Consider the following 18,263-nt stretch of genomic DNA (forward strand, 5'->3'; position numbering starts at 1 on the left):
TATGACAAATGAAGCATTGTTAGAAGTAAAGCATCTTAAGAAACATTTTTCTTTAGGAAAAGGACAAATATTAAAGGCGGTTGACGATGTTTCATTCTATATAAAAAAGGGAGAAACGTTCGGAATTGTTGGGGAATCTGGCTGCGGAAAATCGACTGCCGGACGTACCATTATCGGGCTATATGATCGGACAGAGGGCGAAGTTATTTTTGAAGGAAAAAATGTCCATGAAATGAATGAAAAAGAAAAGTTTGCTTTCCATAGAAAGATGCAAATGATTTTCCAAGATCCATATGCCTCATTAAATCCGCGTTCAACCGTAAAGGAAATCATCTCTGAGCCAATGGAGGTTCATGGGGTATATCCGAATAAGCAGGAGCGACTCGAAAGAGTATATCAATTATTAGAGGACGTTGGTCTTAATAGGGATCACGCGAATCGCTATCCGCATGAGTTTAGCGGTGGTCAAAGACAGAGAATTGGTATTGCCCGCGCTCTATCGTTAGATCCAGATTTCATTATTGCAGATGAACCGATTTCCGCGCTGGATGTATCTGTTCAGGCACAGGTCGTCAACCTTCTAAAGAACTTACAAAAGAAGAAGGGGTTAACTTATTTATTTATCGCCCATGATTTATCCATGGTTAAACATATTAGTGACCGGATAGGTGTTATGTATTTAGGGAACCTTGTGGAATTGACGGAAAGCGCTAATCTTTATAAAAATCCTCTTCACCCGTATACACAGGCTCTTTTATCAGCTATCCCGATTCCAGATCCGGATGTAGAAGACAGGCGTGAACGAATTATTTTACAGGGCGAGCTTCCGAGTCCAATTAATCCGCCGAGTGGATGTGTATTTAGAACTCGCTGTCCATATGCGATGGAAGCTTGTGCAACGATGAAGCCTGAATGGCAGGAAGTGGAGGAGAGCCATTTTGTTGCTTGCCATTTATATAATAAGAACGTGACAGGTGACTCTAACAACTCGCAAGTAGCTGTTACGTTTCGTGCGAAAGAGTAATGATGGGCCATGGAAATTTACAAAAGCAGGTTTCTGAACTTGTTGCTCATTGTGAAGGTAGAGTCGGATTAGTCATTGAAACTTGTGAAGGCCGGATAGAAATCAATCATAATGATAAGTTTTCTGCAGCGAGTCTGATTAAAATTCCTATTTTAATAGAGGGATTTCGACAATGTGAAGATGGACTTCTTGACCTTCACGAATATTTACCCGCTTTCCCCTCTAAAAGAGTAGGAGGCGCGGGGATCATACAAGGTTTGTCGGCTGATTTGAATTTAAAAATAATCGATTTAATGGCATTAATGATCATTGTTTCCGATAATAGTGCGACAAATCTAGTAATCGATCGGCTAGGAATGAATGAAATTAATCAGTGTATAAAAGCTCTAAACCTGCAAAGCACTGAACTTAACCGAAAGATGATGGATTTTGAAGCAATAAAAATTGGAATGGACAATTATACAACTCCAAATGATATGGTTACTTGCTTAAAGGTCATTGATCAACATCGTTTTTTATCAAAGGAAAACTCAGAAAAGGCTTTTGGTATACTGGAAAAGCAACAGTTTAAGAATAAGCTTTCTGAATCGATAGATTTAGAGGCCATGCAAGTTGCTAATAAAACAGGAGAATTACCTGGTGTCGAACACGATTGTGCTATCATTAAGTATGGTGGAAAAACAATTTATGCTGCTGTTTTGATTGATCAGCTTTCCAAGCAGGCAGAAGGCAGGCAGACGCTAGCACAAATCGGCAAGGTGCTTTCAAATTTTATGAAGAGTTGAGGGACGTTCTATCTTAGAGGATAGGGCGTTTTTTTTCGGAGCTGGAATTGGCTGATAAACGAGTCGATTTGGCTGATAAATCCCTAAATTGGCTGATAAACGAGTCGATTTGGCTGATAAATCTCTAAATTGGTTGATAAACGGGTCGATTGGGTTGATTAAACCCCAAATTGGCTGACAAAACAGATCGATTTGGCTAATAAATCCTTAAATTAGCTGACAAATCAATATTTCGCTGATAAGTCATTCGAAATTGCTAACAAAATGAAATTTATTCAGCTAATAATATCAAAAAAGCTTGTAGAAGAACCGTTTCTACAAGCCAACCAGTATATTTTCATCCTGTTAATATATCTTCCTTTGGATAACGCACTTTCTGTTCCTTTTGATGACGGGCAAATGAAAATACTAATGTTAAAGGGCCTAATTTTCCAAGGAACATGATAAAGATAATGATCAGTTTCCCAATTTCAGATAAGTCTCCTGTTAATCCCATTGTGAGTCCAACGGTACCGAAAGCAGACAGGACTTCAAAAGCAAGTTTTATAAAAGGCTGATTTTCTGTAATGGTAAGGAAGAATATCGCGATAAAGATAAACAGGATACTAATCATTGTAATGGCTAAAGCTTTAATAACGAATGTATCAGCAATGGTTTTTCGAAAAACCACAATAGCGCTTTTCCCTCGTATAAAGGTTGTTACAGCTAGAATAAAAATAATAAAGGTTGTCAGCTTAATCCCCCCGCCTGTAGAAGCACTCCCTGCACCAACAAACATGAGTAAAGTCATGAAAAATGCAGTGGGATCCTCAAGACCGCTGAGATCAACCGTATTAAATCCAGCAGTTCTAGGGGAAACGGCTTGAAAATAAGTGGCCCAGAATTTCTCCCAGCCAGTTAAAGGGCCTAATGTGTTTGGATTATTGTATTCTAAAAGAAAAATAATAATCATTGATGCTATGTTTACAGCAATCGTACTAATAATCATAAGCTTTGAATGTAAAGATAAATCTCGAAATCTTTTTGCTCTTTTCAAATCAATTAAAACCGTAAAACCAATACCGCCAATAATAAATAAAAGCGAAATCACGAGATTAATGACAGGATCACCTACAAAACCCATAAGATTATCTTCCCAAAGAGCAAAACCTGCATTATTGAAGGCTGAAACAGAATGAAACAAACTGTAGTAAAGACCTTTTGCTAAACCGTATTCAGGGACAAAACGTATCGAAAGCAAAATGACGGCGCAGCCCTCAATCGCAAAAGAATAGATAAATAAATTCCGAATAAGCCTAATAACTCCCCCAAGTGAAGTCTGATTTAAAGCATGCTGCATAACGAGCCGCTCTTGAAAGCCTATTTTCCTTCCAAGCATGAAATAAATCAAAACAGCAAACGACATAATACCTAAGCCGCCTAATTGGATGAGACACATAATAACAATCTCTCCAAATAAAGTGTAGGTTGATCCCGGATCAACTACATTTAGACCTGTTACTGTCATAGCAGATGTGGTTGTGAAAAGTGCATCAATCCAAGAAATGGAGTGCTCCGTAGCTATGGGAAGTTTTAATAGGATCGTCCCTACACCAATAAAGAAAGCAAAAACAAGTACAAGAAGACGTGGTGGACTGATTTTTAATGTTTTATTCATCATGGCTAATATGCACCTTTTTCCTAATAAAACAAAAATGCCTTTGCATGAAAATCCCCCCGATACTTGAGCTATTTTAAAGAGTTCCCCAAAATAACGTGTTTAATAAAATACTCCTGAAAAAGGGAAATGTCAATAAAAAATTCTTAGTTATAAAGGGAAGTGGGGGGAATCTTTTAATAAAAGTAAAAAGGAATGGCTCTGTTAGAACCACTCCTTTTCTGCATTCATTTCAATATAGTCTTTTAGAATAGCTTTCTTCAAGAGATGTATGAATGGTTTCACTATTTACATCTGGTAAATTAATATGATCTGCTAATATTTGCGGCGGATATGGTAATTGATCTTTCGAAGACCAAGTTTCAGGGTACCAAAGCTTAGAACGCTTAAAGGCCTTGGCACAATGTATAAAGCACTCTTCTACCCGAACCCCGATGCCAAGTGAAGGGACCTTGCCTTGAACCGCCATTTTTTCGAGAACATCCGAATCTTTAATAATGCATGCTTTTCCATTTATTCTTAAAGTTTCTTCGAGGCCTGGAATGACAAAGATAAGACCGATATGGGGATTAGCAATGATATTCCTCAGCGAATCCATCCGTTTGTTTCCGGGTCTTTCAGGTATAACTATATGTTGTTGATCTATTATATGTACAAAACCTGGCGCATCCCCGCGAGGAGAGGTATCGCAGTTTCCATGTGTATCCGAGGTTGAAATAAATAGAATTGGAGACTTTGCGATAAAATCCTTGCAGTGATGATCTATATGATGGATTACCTTATTTGCCACATTTTTGCTGGGCGTTCCTAATAATGTGCGAAGTTCTTCCTCGGAAGAAATGGTTTCCTTAAAAATCATTATATATTTCCCTCCTAAAAATCTTTCAAGCTCCTAATCGATTCCGGGACATTCTTATAAATCGAAGCTGGGGAATGGAAATGCCGATTAGGATAAGAGCAATTCCAATTGTTTGTGCACTTGTTATTTTCTCCCCCAATATAAGCATGGCAGCGACAATTGCAGCAGGCAGTTCGGCAGACCCAACAATGGTAGCTAGCCCAGCGTCAATTTTCGGTGTTCCAATTGCAAAAAGGACGATTGGAAAAATCGCTCCGAAAAACGCCATGGATAAACTATATTTCCACAGGCCATCGAGGTTAACCCCATTTGTAATAAGCATAGGACCTGCAATGAATAAGAGTACGATAAGTCCTCCAAGTGTAATAAAAACACTTCGTTGAATAGTCGGCACACCTGTTGCCACTTTCCCGCTTGCAAAAATAAATAATGCATACGTAACAGCAGATAAAAATCCATAAACCAAACCATCAATTTGAAGAGGCTGGGCGCTGCTGCTCAAAAGATTACTAGCAAAAACCGTACCAATAATTAGAAAGATGACAGAAAGAATCTTATTTTTGCTTGGCATCTTCTTTTCATATAGGGCTTCTATTAATATACCAATCCATGTGAATTGAAATAAGGAAACAATTGCTAGGGAAGCAGAGACACGCTCGAGGCTTAGTCCATAAAAAATACCTGTCAAGCTTAAGGCAGTGCCGGTTAACATAAGTGCCCCAGCTTGTTTAAAGCTAATTTTTACCCGTTTAATAAATGGATAAGTTATTAAAAGCAACAAAAAACCAAATAAGTACTGGCTGCCAGTTAACTCATAAACCGTATGGCCGGCTGTTAGACCTGTTTTGACGATAGAAGCTAAAATCCCATAACTGCAGGCACCGATGAAAATAAAGAGTGAGTACTTCAAGTTATTCATATGCTGTTGCTCCTTAAACATATTCAATAAGCTAATCTTAACATTTTCTTACAATCCTGAGTGATTATTATTTAAGTATTGGACTTTCTCCTTGAGAAGGCTCCTTGTCATCATCATGAGAAGATTTTCCTAACTCCTTGTTTATAAAATAAAAACCGCTCAATGACACAATCGTAAAGCCCCAGTTTAGTATTTGTCTTAAAATAATTCCTTTATCAAATGCTTCTACACCATATTGTTGAATAAGCCACGTTTTAATAGTTGCCAAAATGATAAACTTAAGGGCAAAGCCAGCGGTAATCCAGCCGAAGATGGTTAATATTTTCTTCTCAAAGAAAAGGGATTTCATCTCTGAACGATCCTGCCCTTGCATTTCCGTCAAATCAAGCGCCATATATAAAAAAATGGGCTTTTTGACAATGATGGTCCCAAAGAAAACAACGCCTAAAATATAGGAATAAATGACATTATTCCAAAGGAGCTGAAGGGCTGAACCTGCTAGTACATCAATGAGGAAGGTAATGATCAGATTGGTTAGTAAATAAATACCGAAGAAGTTAATTTTCTTGAGCTCAAAAAAGCGGTATAGGCTGTAAAGAATACCTGGTACTGTAGATAGAATCATGGCCAAGTAGTCCCCAAGCCACTCGCGGCCTAAGTTCCATACTGCCAAGGGAAACACAACGTAAAAAACAATATCAAGCAGAACAATATATTTCTTCAATTAACCACATCCTACAAAATAGTTATTGTAATAGTTCACGATTTAGAAGCCAATTCCTCTTTTAAACGAAAAAAAGCCAGTGAGAAATCTCACTGACTTTACATCTGTCTTATATTATTCTCCTAAGTAAGCACTAAGCATCCAAATATGTGTATCAATTTTCCCTATCAGCCCTACAGCTAGATCATTAGTCGCGTCTTCATTTTGTTCGTCAGCTAAATCGGCTAGCTCTTTTAGCTCCGATTTTAATTGCTTGTAATCGGCAATCAAACTTGAAACCATTTCATCTGAAGTTGTTTCGCCTTTTGTTTCTTCGATCGTTGCCAGGCTTAAGTAATCCTTCATTGTTGCGACAGGTGTTCCGCCAATTGTTAGCAGGCGTTCAGCAACTTCATCTACAACACTTGCAGCCTCATTGTAAAACTCCTCGAATTTCTCATGAAGCGTAAAGAAGAATGGGCCTTTTACTAACCAATGATAGCGGTGAAGTTTTGTGTAAAGGACACTCCAATTTGCAATTTGAACATTTAATGCTGAATATAAGTTTTCCATAATTTCATCCTCCTCTGTTATGTCTAAATTTATTATAACATATACAATGTTAAAATCAATACTAAATTATAATAATTATAATTTAGTATTAAATATTAAAAAACCTAGCCATAAAAGAGCTAGGAGTAATTGTTATTAGTTTTTCTTCATTTTTCAAATGAATACATAAATAATATTACCAATGTTCATTCTCCTTTGATGCAATTCATTTTATGGAGGCACGTCATGTTAAAGGAAAAGAATGTTGAAAGCGGCGTATCAAGCTAAGGCTGAAAAAGTTTAGCATTAAGCGGATAAATCATCTACAATATAGGAAAGGTCGCATTCAGTAAGGAGTTTTATGATGCTCATTGGTTTATTTTTTCTATTAGGTGCCTGTATTAGTGTATTATCTGGTTTCTTCGGGGTTGGCGGAGGATTTATCTTAACACCTCTGCTCATGCTTTTTGGCTATTCTCCTATTGAAGCGGTGACGACAAGTTTATTATTTACACTTGGAACTTCATTTTCAGGAATCACAACACATATCCGCTTAAAAAACATCCTTTGGAAAAATGGAGTCATTCTCGGCATAAGCGGAATTGCAGCCACTCAGCTGGCAAAGCCATTTGTGCTTTTCTTGGAAAATAGAGGCTTAGATGAATGGGTTATCCCGATTTTTTATATCATTTTACTCTCGTATTTTGCAATGAAAATGTTTAAACAAGGGCGTAAGGCAGAGGGGTCTGAAAAAAGCAATCCTGTTGCCCCATCAATGATAAAAATGATTCTTATCGGTGCATTCGCAGGATTTGTTTCTGCAACATTAGGAGTAGGTGGAGGCTTTATTATTGTGCCGCTCTCGGTTGCCTTTTTGGGATTAGAACCAAAGAAAGCGATCGGAACAAGTCTTTTTACCATTTTTCTAATCGTTCCAGTAGCTTTTTTATCCTACGCATTCACGGTTCCGATCAATTATAAAGTAAGTTTGCTTCTTGTTGCAGGTGGTCTAATTGGCTCATCCTTTGGCGCGAAGCTGACGAGATATTATGAAAATAAAGAAATAACCCTGCTGCTTAGCAGCATCTATATTGCAACCTTAATAAGTGTCATTTTTAAACTTATCGGTTTAAGTATAGTCGGACTTATTTTATTAGGCTGCTTTATTCTGTATTTCTTTATTAAATCAATGATGAAGGTTCAAAGCTATCGTGCAAAAATAAAAGGATCAGCATGAAAAAATCGGGCGGAAATGCCCGATTTTTTGTGAATGAGGGGAATGGTACATTAGCTACCTATCATATTAGATTAGTTGGCTCTTTTAGCCACGTATTTGGAATCAGATGCAAACATATAAGCTTTATGGTGGTACCTAATACTGAATATAAGACCCATTGCCATCATATTGCCCATTAAGGAGCTTCCTCCATAGCTTATAAAAGGAAGGGGGATACCTGTAATCGGCAGAACTTGAATGGTCATCCCGATATTTTGAAAAACGTGGAAAGTAATCATACTGATCACACCCACACAAATATAAGTATTAAATGGATCCTTCGTTTCAAGAGCTGTTTTCGTCAAATGATAAATGAGGAGGAAAAATAAACTAATGACCAAACTGCCGCCAATAAATCCATATTCTTCGCCTATTACGCTAAATATAAAGTCAGTATGACTATCAGGAATATAAACCTGTCTTTCGCTAAAGCCTTTTCCTGTTAAAAGGCCGGAGCCGATGGCCTGCAATGATTTATACAGCTGCAATCCGGCGCCCTGTTTGTGGCCGGCTGGATCTATCCAGGAGTATATTCGAAACAATTTATACGTTTGAATATTAAAGTGTTTTTCCAAAAACTCAGGTGCCCAAATGACTAGGTATAGAATGGTTCCGCCAAAAACGGTACCTAATCCATAAATGGGGACAATAATCTTCCAAGAGATCCCTGATACTAAAATAATGCCTGTTGCAATAGCGATGATTACTAGGGCTGTGCCTAAATCCTCAATAATAATCAGACCTAACGGAACAGCTGTTATGATTCCAAGTTTAAATAAAAGAAATAAATCAGTTTTTATCGTTTTGACGATGAACTTTTCGTAATGATTGGCAATGACTCTGCTTAAGGTAATGATAAGGAAAACCTTAACGAATTCAGATGGCTGAAAGGAACCAAGTGCAGGAACTTTATACCACAGCCTTGCACCCTTTATCTCTGGTACTAAACTTAGAGGTGCTATAAACAACCCAATGAGAAGCAAGATTCCCAGCCCGTAAAGAATCCAAGAGAGTCTTTTAATTTGTTCACTGTCAAAATACATGACAATTCCAATTATCACAATCCCTACTACATAGTTCTTTACCTGGCTCAACACAAAATTACCTTCATATTGTCCAGATGCTTGCCCGCTATATATAGCTATACAACTTATTAAAAAAAATATAAATAAAAGAAGACACAATGTCCAATCGAATCGTTCGGCTACTTTTATTGGCTTATTCATTAAGCATACACCTATTCCTATTATTCTTTCCATTTCATCGTAACAAAGAAAAAATACCCTTTCAATGCCTTTTCCTGCTGCATACTTATATGACGAAAAAATAAGCCTAGAAGTTTCCGAAAATAAAAGCACGGAAAAAGATCCATGCCTTTACATAAGATGATTAATAAACATTGTCGCAATCCCAAAGTATGTCACAAGTGAGAAAATATCATTTAATGTTGTAATTAACGGTCCTGAAGCAACAGCAGGATCGATTTTGAAACGGTACAAAATTAAAGGAATGATGGTTCCTGCTAATGTCCCAATGATTAATGTTAGAAATAAGGAACTGCCAACCACGGCGCCTAGAATTGCGTTGCCTTGCCAAAAAAAGGCAATGAGTGAAATTAAAACTCCGCAAATCAAACCAATAATCAAGCTTACCCCAAATTCTCTCATAATGAGATGAATTACCACTTTCTTGTCGATATCATTAGAAACAAGCCCTCTGACAACGACAGCAAGAGATTGAGTTCCGGTATTTCCTGTCATCCCAGAGATCATAGGCATAAAGAAGGCTAGAGCCACGACTTTCTGCAGAGTTTCTTCATAGCCGCTAATAATACTGCCTGATAAGATTCCGATAAATAAGAGCAAAATCAACCATGGGAGCCTTCGATAGGCAGCTACGAAAGCCTTTGTTTCGAAATCAATCGACTTCCCTGTAGCAGAAAGTTTTTCAAAATCTTCATTTGCTTCCTGAATGACAACATCAATAATATCGTCAACTGTCGCTATCCCCATCAACACATTTTCTTCACTGACAACTGGGATCGCAAGAAAGTCATATCTTTCAACGAGTCTTGCTACTTCCTCCTGATCGGTAGTCACGGAAACCGAAATAACTCGTTCGTACATAATATTTTTAATGACCTCGGTAGGCTCAGCAATCAGGAGGTCACGGTAAGATACAACGCCGACCAGTTTCCGGTCTTGATCAATGACATATAAATAATTGATGGTTTCAGCAAATTCAACAAATGATTTCAGTTTTCCAACCGCGTCCATAACGGTATAATAATCCCGAATCCAAACGAAGCGGTTTGTCATCAACCGCCCAGCTGTTTCTGGCGGATAATTCATAATGTCCTGAACAATTTTGGATTCGCTTTTCTTCATTCCTGAAAGAAGCGAAGCGATTTTTTCAGGGGATAAATCATCCAAGAGAAGAGCTAAGTCATCGTTGTCCATTAAATCGAGAACTTCTCCTGTTTTCTCGATACCTAATTTATTTAAAACCTCAAGCTGATCCTCTTTGCTTAGCTCTTGAATTAAGTCAGCAAGCCGGTCAACATTCATATAAAGCAAAAAACGTGTTTTATGCTTTTCTGGAAGGTCTTCGTAAATTTGGGCAATATCATAAGGCTGCAATTCATCGAGAATGGTTTCAAACTCTTTTTTCTTATTTTCTTTTAATGTTTTAATAATGTGAAGAGTGATTTGATTTTCTGTCATATTCTGAATCATTCAACTCACACTCCTTTCGCGGGAATGAGGTTTAATCTTTAAGGCACTTGCGCCATAATGAATAACATACCATGATTATTATAAAAAAATTTGCTATTGAAAGAAATGCCGTTATGATAAATATAATTGAAACTTTTTTGAGGAAAATAAAATAAAGTGATTCATTACCTTGTTTTTTATTGATAAGATGATTCTGTTATTAAATATCTTATTAAATTGACTCTTTTATTCTGAAGATGTAAGCATTTTTTATCGCAGATTAACGGGCTGTAAGACCCCCCACTTCAAGAAGTTGAGTAAAACTAAAAATTTCTAAGTGGAGGATCAACAGCCCGTAAAGGTCCGATTGGTTCAACTAACAATCAGTGGGGGATGAAAGCCGACTAAGATTGTCACGTCCTGTGGCAAACATTGGCACTAGCACGTCTGTGCGTTGGTAAACCCCCACTGATTGAAGTTTCACTTATCATACGTACGGAGGTTTCACCATTGAAAAAGAGGAATCATAATATTCGAGATATCATCTATATTCATTTGAATGAACGTGAGCAATATGTCATGACGTACGGAATTGAATTTTCTGAGTTCACACAAGCTTTGTTCGATTCGATAAACAATCTGCTATTGTTAAAGCATCGCTATGATGATGCTGACTTTAATATGCACACCTTACATGAATATGTATCAAAAGACAAGCTGAGAAAGCTAATGGATAAAGATGTATATGGGTATGGTGATTTCTGCTGGATTGATTTCGAAGAAGAAGAGGATTTAAATGAGCTTTCGGGCCAAGCCATCGCAGAGCTTTTATACATTGGCCATTTGAAGGAGCATCTGAAACCGCCCTTTTATAATAATTTGAGCAATCGGTATGTTTATTTAGCCCATGATGACGGCTGGTTTAATAAAACGTATTATCGGGATTTTAATGATTTTTTCCGAATGCTTGGGGAAGTCATTCCTGAAAAGATGGTCCATACAAAAGTAGAGAAATCATTGCTTGGCTTGAAGAAAAAGAAAACCTATCCGCCGATATCAAATGATATTCTTCGTACATTGAAACCCCTTATGAGAGAAGGGGTCATTCTGTCTATTAAGGATATTGACCAAAGTCGGGCAAAAATTGAAATTCCAGTTTGGCCGATAGGCGATTTTGCCGATATGGATGAAATGTATGAGGAATACGAATATATAGTGAAAACTCCATGTGCTGCAAAGCTTGTCTTTGATAAAAAACTGAGGGAATGGAAAATGTACGGCCAATAATAGAGGTAGACATCTGTTATTGGTTTTTGCATGAGTAAAATATAACTTTACCCCATTTTCTAAAAATATAGTGTATAATCAGAAGTGCGGAAAAATTTCATACATAATTTAAAGAATGGGTGTTTTCTTACAAGGAAGACTTAAAAGGGAAGTTGGTGTTATTCCAACGCGGTCCCGCCACTGTAAATGGGAGCTTACTGCATTTGACCACTGTACAAGCAATGTATGGGAAGGCGCAGAAAAGCGATGACCATGAGCCAGGAGACCTGCCTAATTCTTATGCACCACAAGCCTACGAGGATAGGAGGTGTTTGACAGGTACAAGCCTTTATTTTCTCGTATGCCTATGCAAACATCTCCATATTACATGTGGGGATGTTTTTTTATTTCAAAAAATGTGGGATTCAGATCAGGGTTATCCCGTAATTCAAAATTGGAGGAATTTAGAATGAAAAAGCTTTATTCAGTATTATTCGTATTGCTGCTGGCTATCGGCGTTTTGGCAGGATGCGGGGGAAGTGCAGAAGAACCAACTGAAAATACTGCAGAGAAGGAAACGCAGCCAGCACAAGAGGAGAAGGCCGATTTTCCGGTTACAATTAAGGATGCCCTCGATAATGAGGTTGTTATAGAGTCGAAGCCTGAGAAAATTGTTTCTCTGCTTCCAAGTAATACAGAGATTGCATTTGGATTAGGTTTAGGTGAGGAAGTCGTTGGGGTATCTGATTTTGACAATTATCCGGCTGAAGCTGCAGAGAAAGAAAAAATTGGCGGTATGGATTTTAATGTTGAAAAGATTATTTCCTTAAGCCCGAACCTAGTATTGGCACATGCATCTAGCGCTCATAATGCAGAAGCTGGTCTTCAGCAACTAAGAGATGCGGGGATTACTGTTCTCGTAGTCAATGATGCGAAAAATTTTGATGAAGTGTTTGATTCCATAAATATGATAGGTACAGCTGGTGGAAAGAAGGAAGAGGCTGAAAAGCTTGTTTCAAGTATGAAAGCAAAGCTTGAAGAGATTAAAGAAAAAGCAAAAACAATCCAGGATGCAGATCGAAAAAAAGTTTTTGTTGAAGTATCCCCTGCTCCGGAAATTTATGCCGTTGGAGCGAACACGTTTATGGATGAAATGCTTAAAATGATTCATGCAGATAACGTTGTAACCGAAGAAAGCTGGCCGAAAATGGATCCAGAGGCGGTAATTGAAAGAAATCCGGATGTAATTATTACAACTCACGGATATTATACAGAAGACCCTATTGGCAACGTGCTTGGCCGCGATGGCTGGCAGGAAATTAATGCAGTTAAAAATAATCAAGTGGTAGACGTTGATTCTGATACCGTTACCCGTTCAGGCCCAAGGCTTGTTGAAGGAGTAGAACTACTTGCAAAAGCTATTTACCCGGAAACATTTAAATAATAAAATTTTTGCTTATATATTTGCAGTCGGATTTCTAGTTACCGCCATGCTGCTAGGCATTTCCATTGGAACGGTTTCTGTTCCTGCGATGGATATTATTAAAATTATTGGTGCAGAAATTTTCCGCATGACACCAAATGAACAAGTTGATTCGATGTTTTCAAATATTGTTATGAATATCCGTCTTCCTAGGGTTATTCTGGCAGGCTTGGTTGGCGCATCTCTCGCAATTGCGGGAGCCGCCTTCCAAGGTTTATTGAGAAATCCTCTCGCAGACCCGTATACGCTAGGCGTTTCTTCAGGTGCCTCGGTGGGAGCTGTTATTACTCTATTCTTCGGACTTTCCATTCCGTTTTTGGGCCTATTTACGCTCCCGTTATTAAGCATCCTTTTTTCCTTTGCTACCATTTTTCTTGTCCTGCTGTTTGCCCGCCAAGTGGAAAGGTCGATGAAGGTAGAGACGATTATTTTAACAGGTATTATTTTCAGTTCCTTCTTAGGAGCTTTCATCTCACTGATGATTGCTTTAACAGGCGAGGAATTAAGGCAAATTATTGGCTGGCTGCTTGGCAGTGTATCGATGCGCGGCTGGGCTTATATCAAAATTATCATTCCATTCTTTATTATTGGGTCAGTTATCCTGATCATAAATAGCAATGAACTGAATGCTATGTCCTTTGGGGAAGAAAGAGCCCAGCATATAGGCGTGAATGTGCAGAGAAGAAAGATGATGATTCTTATTGCAGGCTCGATGCTTACAGGAGCGGCTGTGGCGGTTTCGGGTACGATCGGTTTTGTAGGGCTCGTTATTCCGCATTTGACTAGGATGCTGTGGGGACCGGATCATAAGCATTTATTGCCTTTATCCATATTAACAGGCGGCGGCTTCCTTATTCTTGCCGATCTTGTAGCAAGAACCATTATCTCTCCAACCGAGCTTCCGATTGGGGTTATTACAGCGCTTATTGGGGCACCTGTATTTGCAATCATTTTGATGAAACGAAGAACGGAAAGAAGAGGATAAATCATGCTTAGCGTCCAACAGATAACAGGAGGATATACAGGAGATTCTGTCATCAAGAATGTATCCTTTGAACTGGAAAAAGGAGAGTTATTCGGGATATTAGGTCCGAATGGAAGCGGAAAAACAACGTTGCTCAAAATGCTTAGTGGCATTTTGCCTTTTAGCAGCGGGCAGGTCTTATTAAAAGGAAAATCATTAAGTGATTACTCCACTAAAGAATTAGCGAAAATCATTGCTGTTCTGTCGCAGCATTCCAATCAAAGCTTTTCTTATACTGTAAAGGAAACGGTTTCTTTAGGGAGGTATGCTCATCAAAAGGGATGGTTTCATTCGTGGTCACAGGAGGACGAACAGATAGTAAAGCAGGCAATGGAACAGACAGGCGTTGGGCATTTTGAAAGCCATAATCTTCATGAGCTTTCAGGCGGAGAAAGACAAAGGGTTTTCTTAGCACAGGCACTGGCGCAGGAGCCTGAAATTTTGCTGCTGGATGAACCAACGAACCATCTCGATCTTTCCTTTCAAAAGGATTTGCTTGATTTATTAAAAAGCTGGACAAAAAATCGCGGCCTGACGGTTGTCTCTATTTTTCATGATTTGAATTTAGCAGGTTTATATTGTGACCGGCTTTTGCTGTTAGAGAAGGGTGAAATTAATATAAACGACACACCAAATGAAGTGTTGCGGGAAGACCGAATACGAGGGGTCTACAAGACGAAGATTGAAAAGCATCCCCATCCAAAGGTGCCTGCCCCTCAAATGGTGTTACTCCCTGAAGACCTAGCAAGGGATCAGGAATGTTTATGCCTAGATGAAAGTTATCTAGAGCTTTCTGATCAACATGTTGTTTTCCGGTCGCCTATCCCTCTTCGAACAATGTCATCGGGAGTTGTTGGCTCCGGAACAGGCTGGCATCAACTATTTGTGAATCGCCATGTGGATAAAAATTATGACTGCAGTGATCATCGGAAAGAGATGGTTGAGTATTTAAAGGCTCATGGGTTTGAGCCAGGAGAAACAGTGGGTATGATGACAGCCGTCATGCTTCAGGATGTGAGCTATCAGCTTTATCAAGACGAAAGTTTTGCAGCGTTTATTATTGTAACAGCAGGTGTAGGAAACGCTGTTGACGCAGCCAAAGCTGATGAACATGCTTTTCAATTACAGCCGGGTACGATTAATACATGGGTTTTTGTCAGCGGAGACATGACGGAGGAGGCCATTATCCAGAGTATCATGACCGCTACGGAAGCAAAGGTAAAAGCGTTGCAAGACCTAGAAGTAAAGGACCCTGTTACAGGCACAATCGCCACAGGAACATCGACAGACAGTATATTAATTGCATCTACTCAAAGAGGCCAGAAGCTAGAATATGCCGGCACCATCACGCCGCTTGGAAAAATGATCGGTAAAGGCGTCTATGAATGTACAAAGGAAGCGATTCAAAAGAGCAGAAAAAGGGTGAAGAAATGATATTGTATCACCTGATTGCCCTGACGATTGCCATACTAATCGATCTAGTCGTAGGTGACCCGCCACACTATCCGCATCCTGTTAAATGGATGGGTTCTCTTATTTATAAATTAGACAAAAGCTGGAATAAAGGAAGCTCGAGAAGATTAAAAGGAACAGTCATGCTGTTAACAGTTTTACTGACAGTAGGTGGTATATCTCTCCTGCTTGTCAATGTCATGTATGGGATCCATCCGCTTGCTGGCATACTTGGGGAAGCTATTTTGATTTCAACCGCCATTGCACAAAAAAGTTTAAAAGAGGCTGCTCTGACTGTTTACAATCCTTTGAAAAAGGGAGATCTCGCGGAGGCTAGACATAAGCTATCTTATATAGTCGGCCGGGATACTGATAGGCTAGACGAGCCTGAAATTGTAAGAGCGACCGTTGAAACCGTTGCTGAAAATACGAGTGATGGGATTACGGCTCCGCTTTTCTGGGCGTTAATTGGAGGAGCTCCTCTTGCACTTATTTATCGGGCGATTAATACATGTGATTCGATGGTTGGCTACCGCAACGAGAAATATGAAGACTTTGGCTGGGCTTCTGCCCGTCTAGATGATGCGGTTAACTGGATTCCGAGCAGGCTGACGTCTGTCTGCATGCTGTTTGGAAACCGTTCTTTGCACACTAGTACGAAAAAAGTGCAGGAAATTATTTTACGTGATGCAAAAAAACACCCAAGCCCAAATTCTGGCTGGGGAGAGGCGGCGGTTGCTGGGCTATTAGGTATTCAGCTCGGCGGCATCAATTATTACAAAGGAATCGTTTCGAATCGGGCAACTATGGGGGATCCGATTTTTAAACTTGAAAAAGAGCATATTCTTAGGACAAATCATATTGTTACACGTACTATTCCAATCTTTTTATTCTTGCTGTGGATAGGAGGAATGCTCATTGAATTGGCCCGTACATGGTTCTAATCCTCAGTATTTATTTACTGCATTAAATATGCCGCTGCCAGATCATATGATTGATTTTAGCGCAAATATTAATCCGCTGGGCCCACCTCCGATCTTGAAGGAAAAATGGGGGGAGCTTTTTTCCTTGATAGCTGATTATCCCGATCCAAAGGGACAGAAGTTTAAAAAGAAACTGGCTGAAAAAGAAAACCTATCGGAAAGACAAATATTAATTGGTAATGGGGGAGCGGAGCTGATTTCACTTATCGGTAGGATGCTTGCCGGAAAAAGAGTTATGATCGTTCAGCCAGCTTTTTCAGAATATGAAGAAGCGTGCCGGATTAACGGCTGTACGATCGATTATCATCAGTTGAATCCAGACAAATGGGAATTGAATGTAGAAGCGCTAGCAGAAAAATTGCACTATACGGACGCATTATTTCTGTGTAATCCATGCAATCCAACAGGTGTTTATTATTCTAAGTCTCAACTGATTGAACTGATGAATGAATGTCAAAAACAAAATTGCCTTTTCATTATGGATGAAGCCTTTTATGATTTCCTTTACGAGTATGAGTCAATGGTTCCTTACATATATGAGTTCTCGAACTTGCTTATCATTCGATCCATGACGAAAATGTTTGCGATACCAGGTTTGCGATTAGGATACGTGATGGCAAATCAAGCCATCATTGATCATTTGGCAAGCTTTCAGCCGCATTGGAGCATAAACGCACTTGCCTTACAGGCAGGAGAATGGTGTCTTGAAAGTGAATCTTATGTAAAGGAAATTAGGGAGTTAATTGATAGGGAAAGAGAAAGACTATTTAATTTTTATAGTCAGAAAGAGTTAATGCTATCCCCTTCACGAGTTAACTTTTATTTATTAAAGGACCCATTGGTTCAAAATCAGCTTCCGCTTTTTCAATTTTTACTCTCAAAAGGAATCATTCCAAGGCATACGATGAATTTTCCAGGACTAGAAGGTGCCTGGCTGCGTTTTGCAATAAAGGGTCCAAAGGAGAATGACAAACTTATGGGGGCGATAGAGGAATGGCGGAGTCGTCCATAATCTTTATTAGCGGCGGTGTTCGGAGCGGAAAAAGCAGCTTCGCTGAACAGCTTGCAGCAGGTGAAGCGGAAAATACAGGCGGACAGCTTCATTACGTTGCTGCAGGACAAGCGAGTGATTCGGAGATGAAGGATAGAATCCAACGGCATCAAAAGGACCGTCTGAATAGTGGCTTAAGCTGGCAGACGTGGGAAAAGCCCACTAAGCTGCAAGAACTCTCGGGTGTCTTTACCAATACAGATATTATATTGTTAGACTGTTTAACAACTCTATTAAATAATGAGTTCTTTAGTGTGGATGAGCAATGGATGAAACCTGAATTTCAACAAAAGGTCATGCAAGGGATTCTAGAGGGACTTGAACAGATTTCGCGAAATTGCCATCGGCTCATTGTCGTCAGCAATGAAGTATTAAATGAACCGCAAGGGAGCAATGAGTTAGTCTTCATTTATAGGAGAATGCTTGGTCAGCTCCATCAGCAAATCGTTGCCAAAGCTAAACAAGCTTTTCTTGTGGAGGCAGGCATTCCCATCCTGATGAAAGGAACAGAATGA

At 39.1% G+C, this 18,263-nt stretch carries 17 protein-coding genes and 1 riboswitch; of the genes, 10 read left to right on the forward strand and 7 right to left on the reverse strand.

The features are described 5' to 3' along the window. The first annotated feature begins 1 nt into the window (after window position 1). Both V7122_RS11325 and V7122_RS11330 read left to right on the forward strand, forming a co-directional pair. Window positions 2-1,024: an ABC transporter ATP-binding protein gene (locus V7122_RS11325; RefSeq protein WP_335526792.1), complete on the forward strand. Its 1,023-nt coding sequence runs from the start codon at window positions 2-4 to the stop codon at window positions 1,022-1,024. Window positions 1,025-1,026: 2 nt separating this feature from the next. Beyond that, window positions 1,027-1,809: a serine hydrolase gene (locus tag V7122_RS11330; RefSeq protein ID WP_335526794.1), complete on the forward strand. Its 783-nt coding sequence runs from the start codon at window positions 1,027-1,029 to the stop codon at window positions 1,807-1,809. A gap of 337 nt (window positions 1,810-2,146) precedes the next feature. Here V7122_RS11330 and V7122_RS11335 read toward each other — a convergent pair whose 3' ends face one another. The 5 genes from V7122_RS11335 to V7122_RS11355 all read right to left on the reverse strand — a co-directional run bounded on the left by V7122_RS11335 (window position 2,147) and on the right by V7122_RS11355 (window position 6,520). After that, complete coding sequence (locus V7122_RS11335) at window positions 2,147-3,469, reverse strand: TrkH family potassium uptake protein (RefSeq protein WP_335526796.1); 1,323 nt, start codon at window positions 3,467-3,469, stop codon at window positions 2,147-2,149. A 229-nt stretch (window positions 3,470-3,698) separates the two neighbouring features. Next, window positions 3,699-4,325, reverse strand: a complete 627-nt coding sequence (locus V7122_RS11340) for a pyridoxamine 5'-phosphate oxidase family protein (RefSeq protein ID WP_335526798.1) — start codon at window positions 4,323-4,325, stop codon at window positions 3,699-3,701. Window positions 4,326-4,350: 25 nt separating this feature from the next. Next, the gene (locus V7122_RS11345; RefSeq protein WP_335484812.1) at window positions 4,351-5,244 is read right to left on the reverse strand and encodes a DMT family transporter; all 894 of its coding nucleotides are present in this window, start codon (window positions 5,242-5,244) and stop codon (window positions 4,351-4,353) included. A gap of 67 nt (window positions 5,245-5,311) precedes the next feature. Continuing rightward, window positions 5,312-5,968 carry a VC0807 family protein gene (locus tag V7122_RS11350; RefSeq protein WP_335345144.1) on the reverse strand — a complete coding sequence of 219 codons (657 nt, stop codon included), beginning with the start codon at window positions 5,966-5,968 and terminating at the stop codon, window positions 5,312-5,314. Between the two features lie 114 nt (window positions 5,969-6,082). Next, the gene (locus V7122_RS11355; protein ID WP_335484814.1) at window positions 6,083-6,520 is read right to left on the reverse strand and encodes a Dps family protein; all 438 of its coding nucleotides are present in this window, start codon (window positions 6,518-6,520) and stop codon (window positions 6,083-6,085) included. Between the two features lie 343 nt (window positions 6,521-6,863). Between V7122_RS11355 and V7122_RS11360 the strand changes: the two genes are divergently transcribed. Beyond that, a complete protein-coding gene (locus tag V7122_RS11360) occupies window positions 6,864-7,736 on the forward strand; it encodes a sulfite exporter TauE/SafE family protein (protein WP_335526800.1) in 873 nt (290 codons plus the stop codon). A 71-nt stretch (window positions 7,737-7,807) separates the two neighbouring features. On the opposite strand, the gene V7122_RS11365 is transcribed toward V7122_RS11360, so the two are convergent. Continuing rightward, window positions 7,808-9,001: an FtsW/RodA/SpoVE family cell cycle protein gene (locus V7122_RS11365; protein WP_335345147.1), complete on the reverse strand. Its 1,194-nt coding sequence runs from the start codon at window positions 8,999-9,001 to the stop codon at window positions 7,808-7,810. A 150-nt stretch (window positions 9,002-9,151) separates the two neighbouring features. Next, window positions 9,152-10,510: a magnesium transporter gene (mgtE, locus tag V7122_RS11370; RefSeq protein WP_335345148.1), complete on the reverse strand. Its 1,359-nt coding sequence runs from the start codon at window positions 10,508-10,510 to the stop codon at window positions 9,152-9,154. 489 nt (window positions 10,511-10,999) lie between these two features. Here mgtE and V7122_RS11375 point away from each other — a divergent pair, with 489 nt between their 5' ends. The 7 genes from V7122_RS11375 to V7122_RS11405 all read left to right on the forward strand — a co-directional run bounded on the left by V7122_RS11375 (window position 11,000) and on the right by V7122_RS11405 (window position 18,263). Then, entirely contained in the window at window positions 11,000-11,776 is a 777-nt protein-coding gene (locus V7122_RS11375) for a hypothetical protein (protein WP_335353495.1), read from the forward strand. Window positions 11,777-11,876: 100 nt separating this feature from the next. Then, window positions 11,877-12,064, forward strand: a riboswitch (cobalamin riboswitch). A gap of 160 nt (window positions 12,065-12,224) precedes the next feature. Further along, window positions 12,225-13,199, forward strand: coding sequence for an ABC transporter substrate-binding protein (locus V7122_RS11380; RefSeq protein ID WP_335526801.1), 975 nt, complete (start codon window positions 12,225-12,227; stop codon window positions 13,197-13,199). Then, window positions 13,165-14,223: a FecCD family ABC transporter permease gene (locus tag V7122_RS11385; RefSeq protein ID WP_335526803.1), complete on the forward strand. Its 1,059-nt coding sequence runs from the start codon at window positions 13,165-13,167 to the stop codon at window positions 14,221-14,223. Before V7122_RS11380 ends, V7122_RS11385 begins: the two co-directional genes overlap by 35 nt. A 3-nt stretch (window positions 14,224-14,226) precedes the next feature. Beyond that, window positions 14,227-15,696: a heme ABC transporter ATP-binding protein gene (locus tag V7122_RS11390; RefSeq protein WP_335526805.1), complete on the forward strand. Its 1,470-nt coding sequence runs from the start codon at window positions 14,227-14,229 to the stop codon at window positions 15,694-15,696. Further along, on the forward strand, window positions 15,693-16,658 hold the full coding sequence (gene cbiB, locus V7122_RS11395) for an adenosylcobinamide-phosphate synthase CbiB (protein WP_335526844.1): 966 nt from the start codon (window positions 15,693-15,695) through the stop codon (window positions 16,656-16,658). Before V7122_RS11390 ends, cbiB begins: the two co-directional genes overlap by 4 nt. Continuing rightward, complete coding sequence (cobD, locus tag V7122_RS11400; RefSeq protein WP_335526806.1) at window positions 16,633-17,709, forward strand: threonine-phosphate decarboxylase CobD; 1,077 nt, start codon at window positions 16,633-16,635, stop codon at window positions 17,707-17,709. Before cbiB ends, cobD begins: the two co-directional genes overlap by 26 nt. Beyond that, a complete protein-coding gene (locus V7122_RS11405; protein ID WP_335353496.1) occupies window positions 17,691-18,263 on the forward strand; it encodes a bifunctional adenosylcobinamide kinase/adenosylcobinamide-phosphate guanylyltransferase in 573 nt (190 codons plus the stop codon). Before cobD ends, V7122_RS11405 begins: the two co-directional genes overlap by 19 nt.

It is taken from the genome of Bacillus sp. JJ1532, from assembly GCF_036965085.1.
GTDB lineage: Bacteria > Bacillota > Bacilli > Bacillales > Cytobacillaceae > Cytobacillus.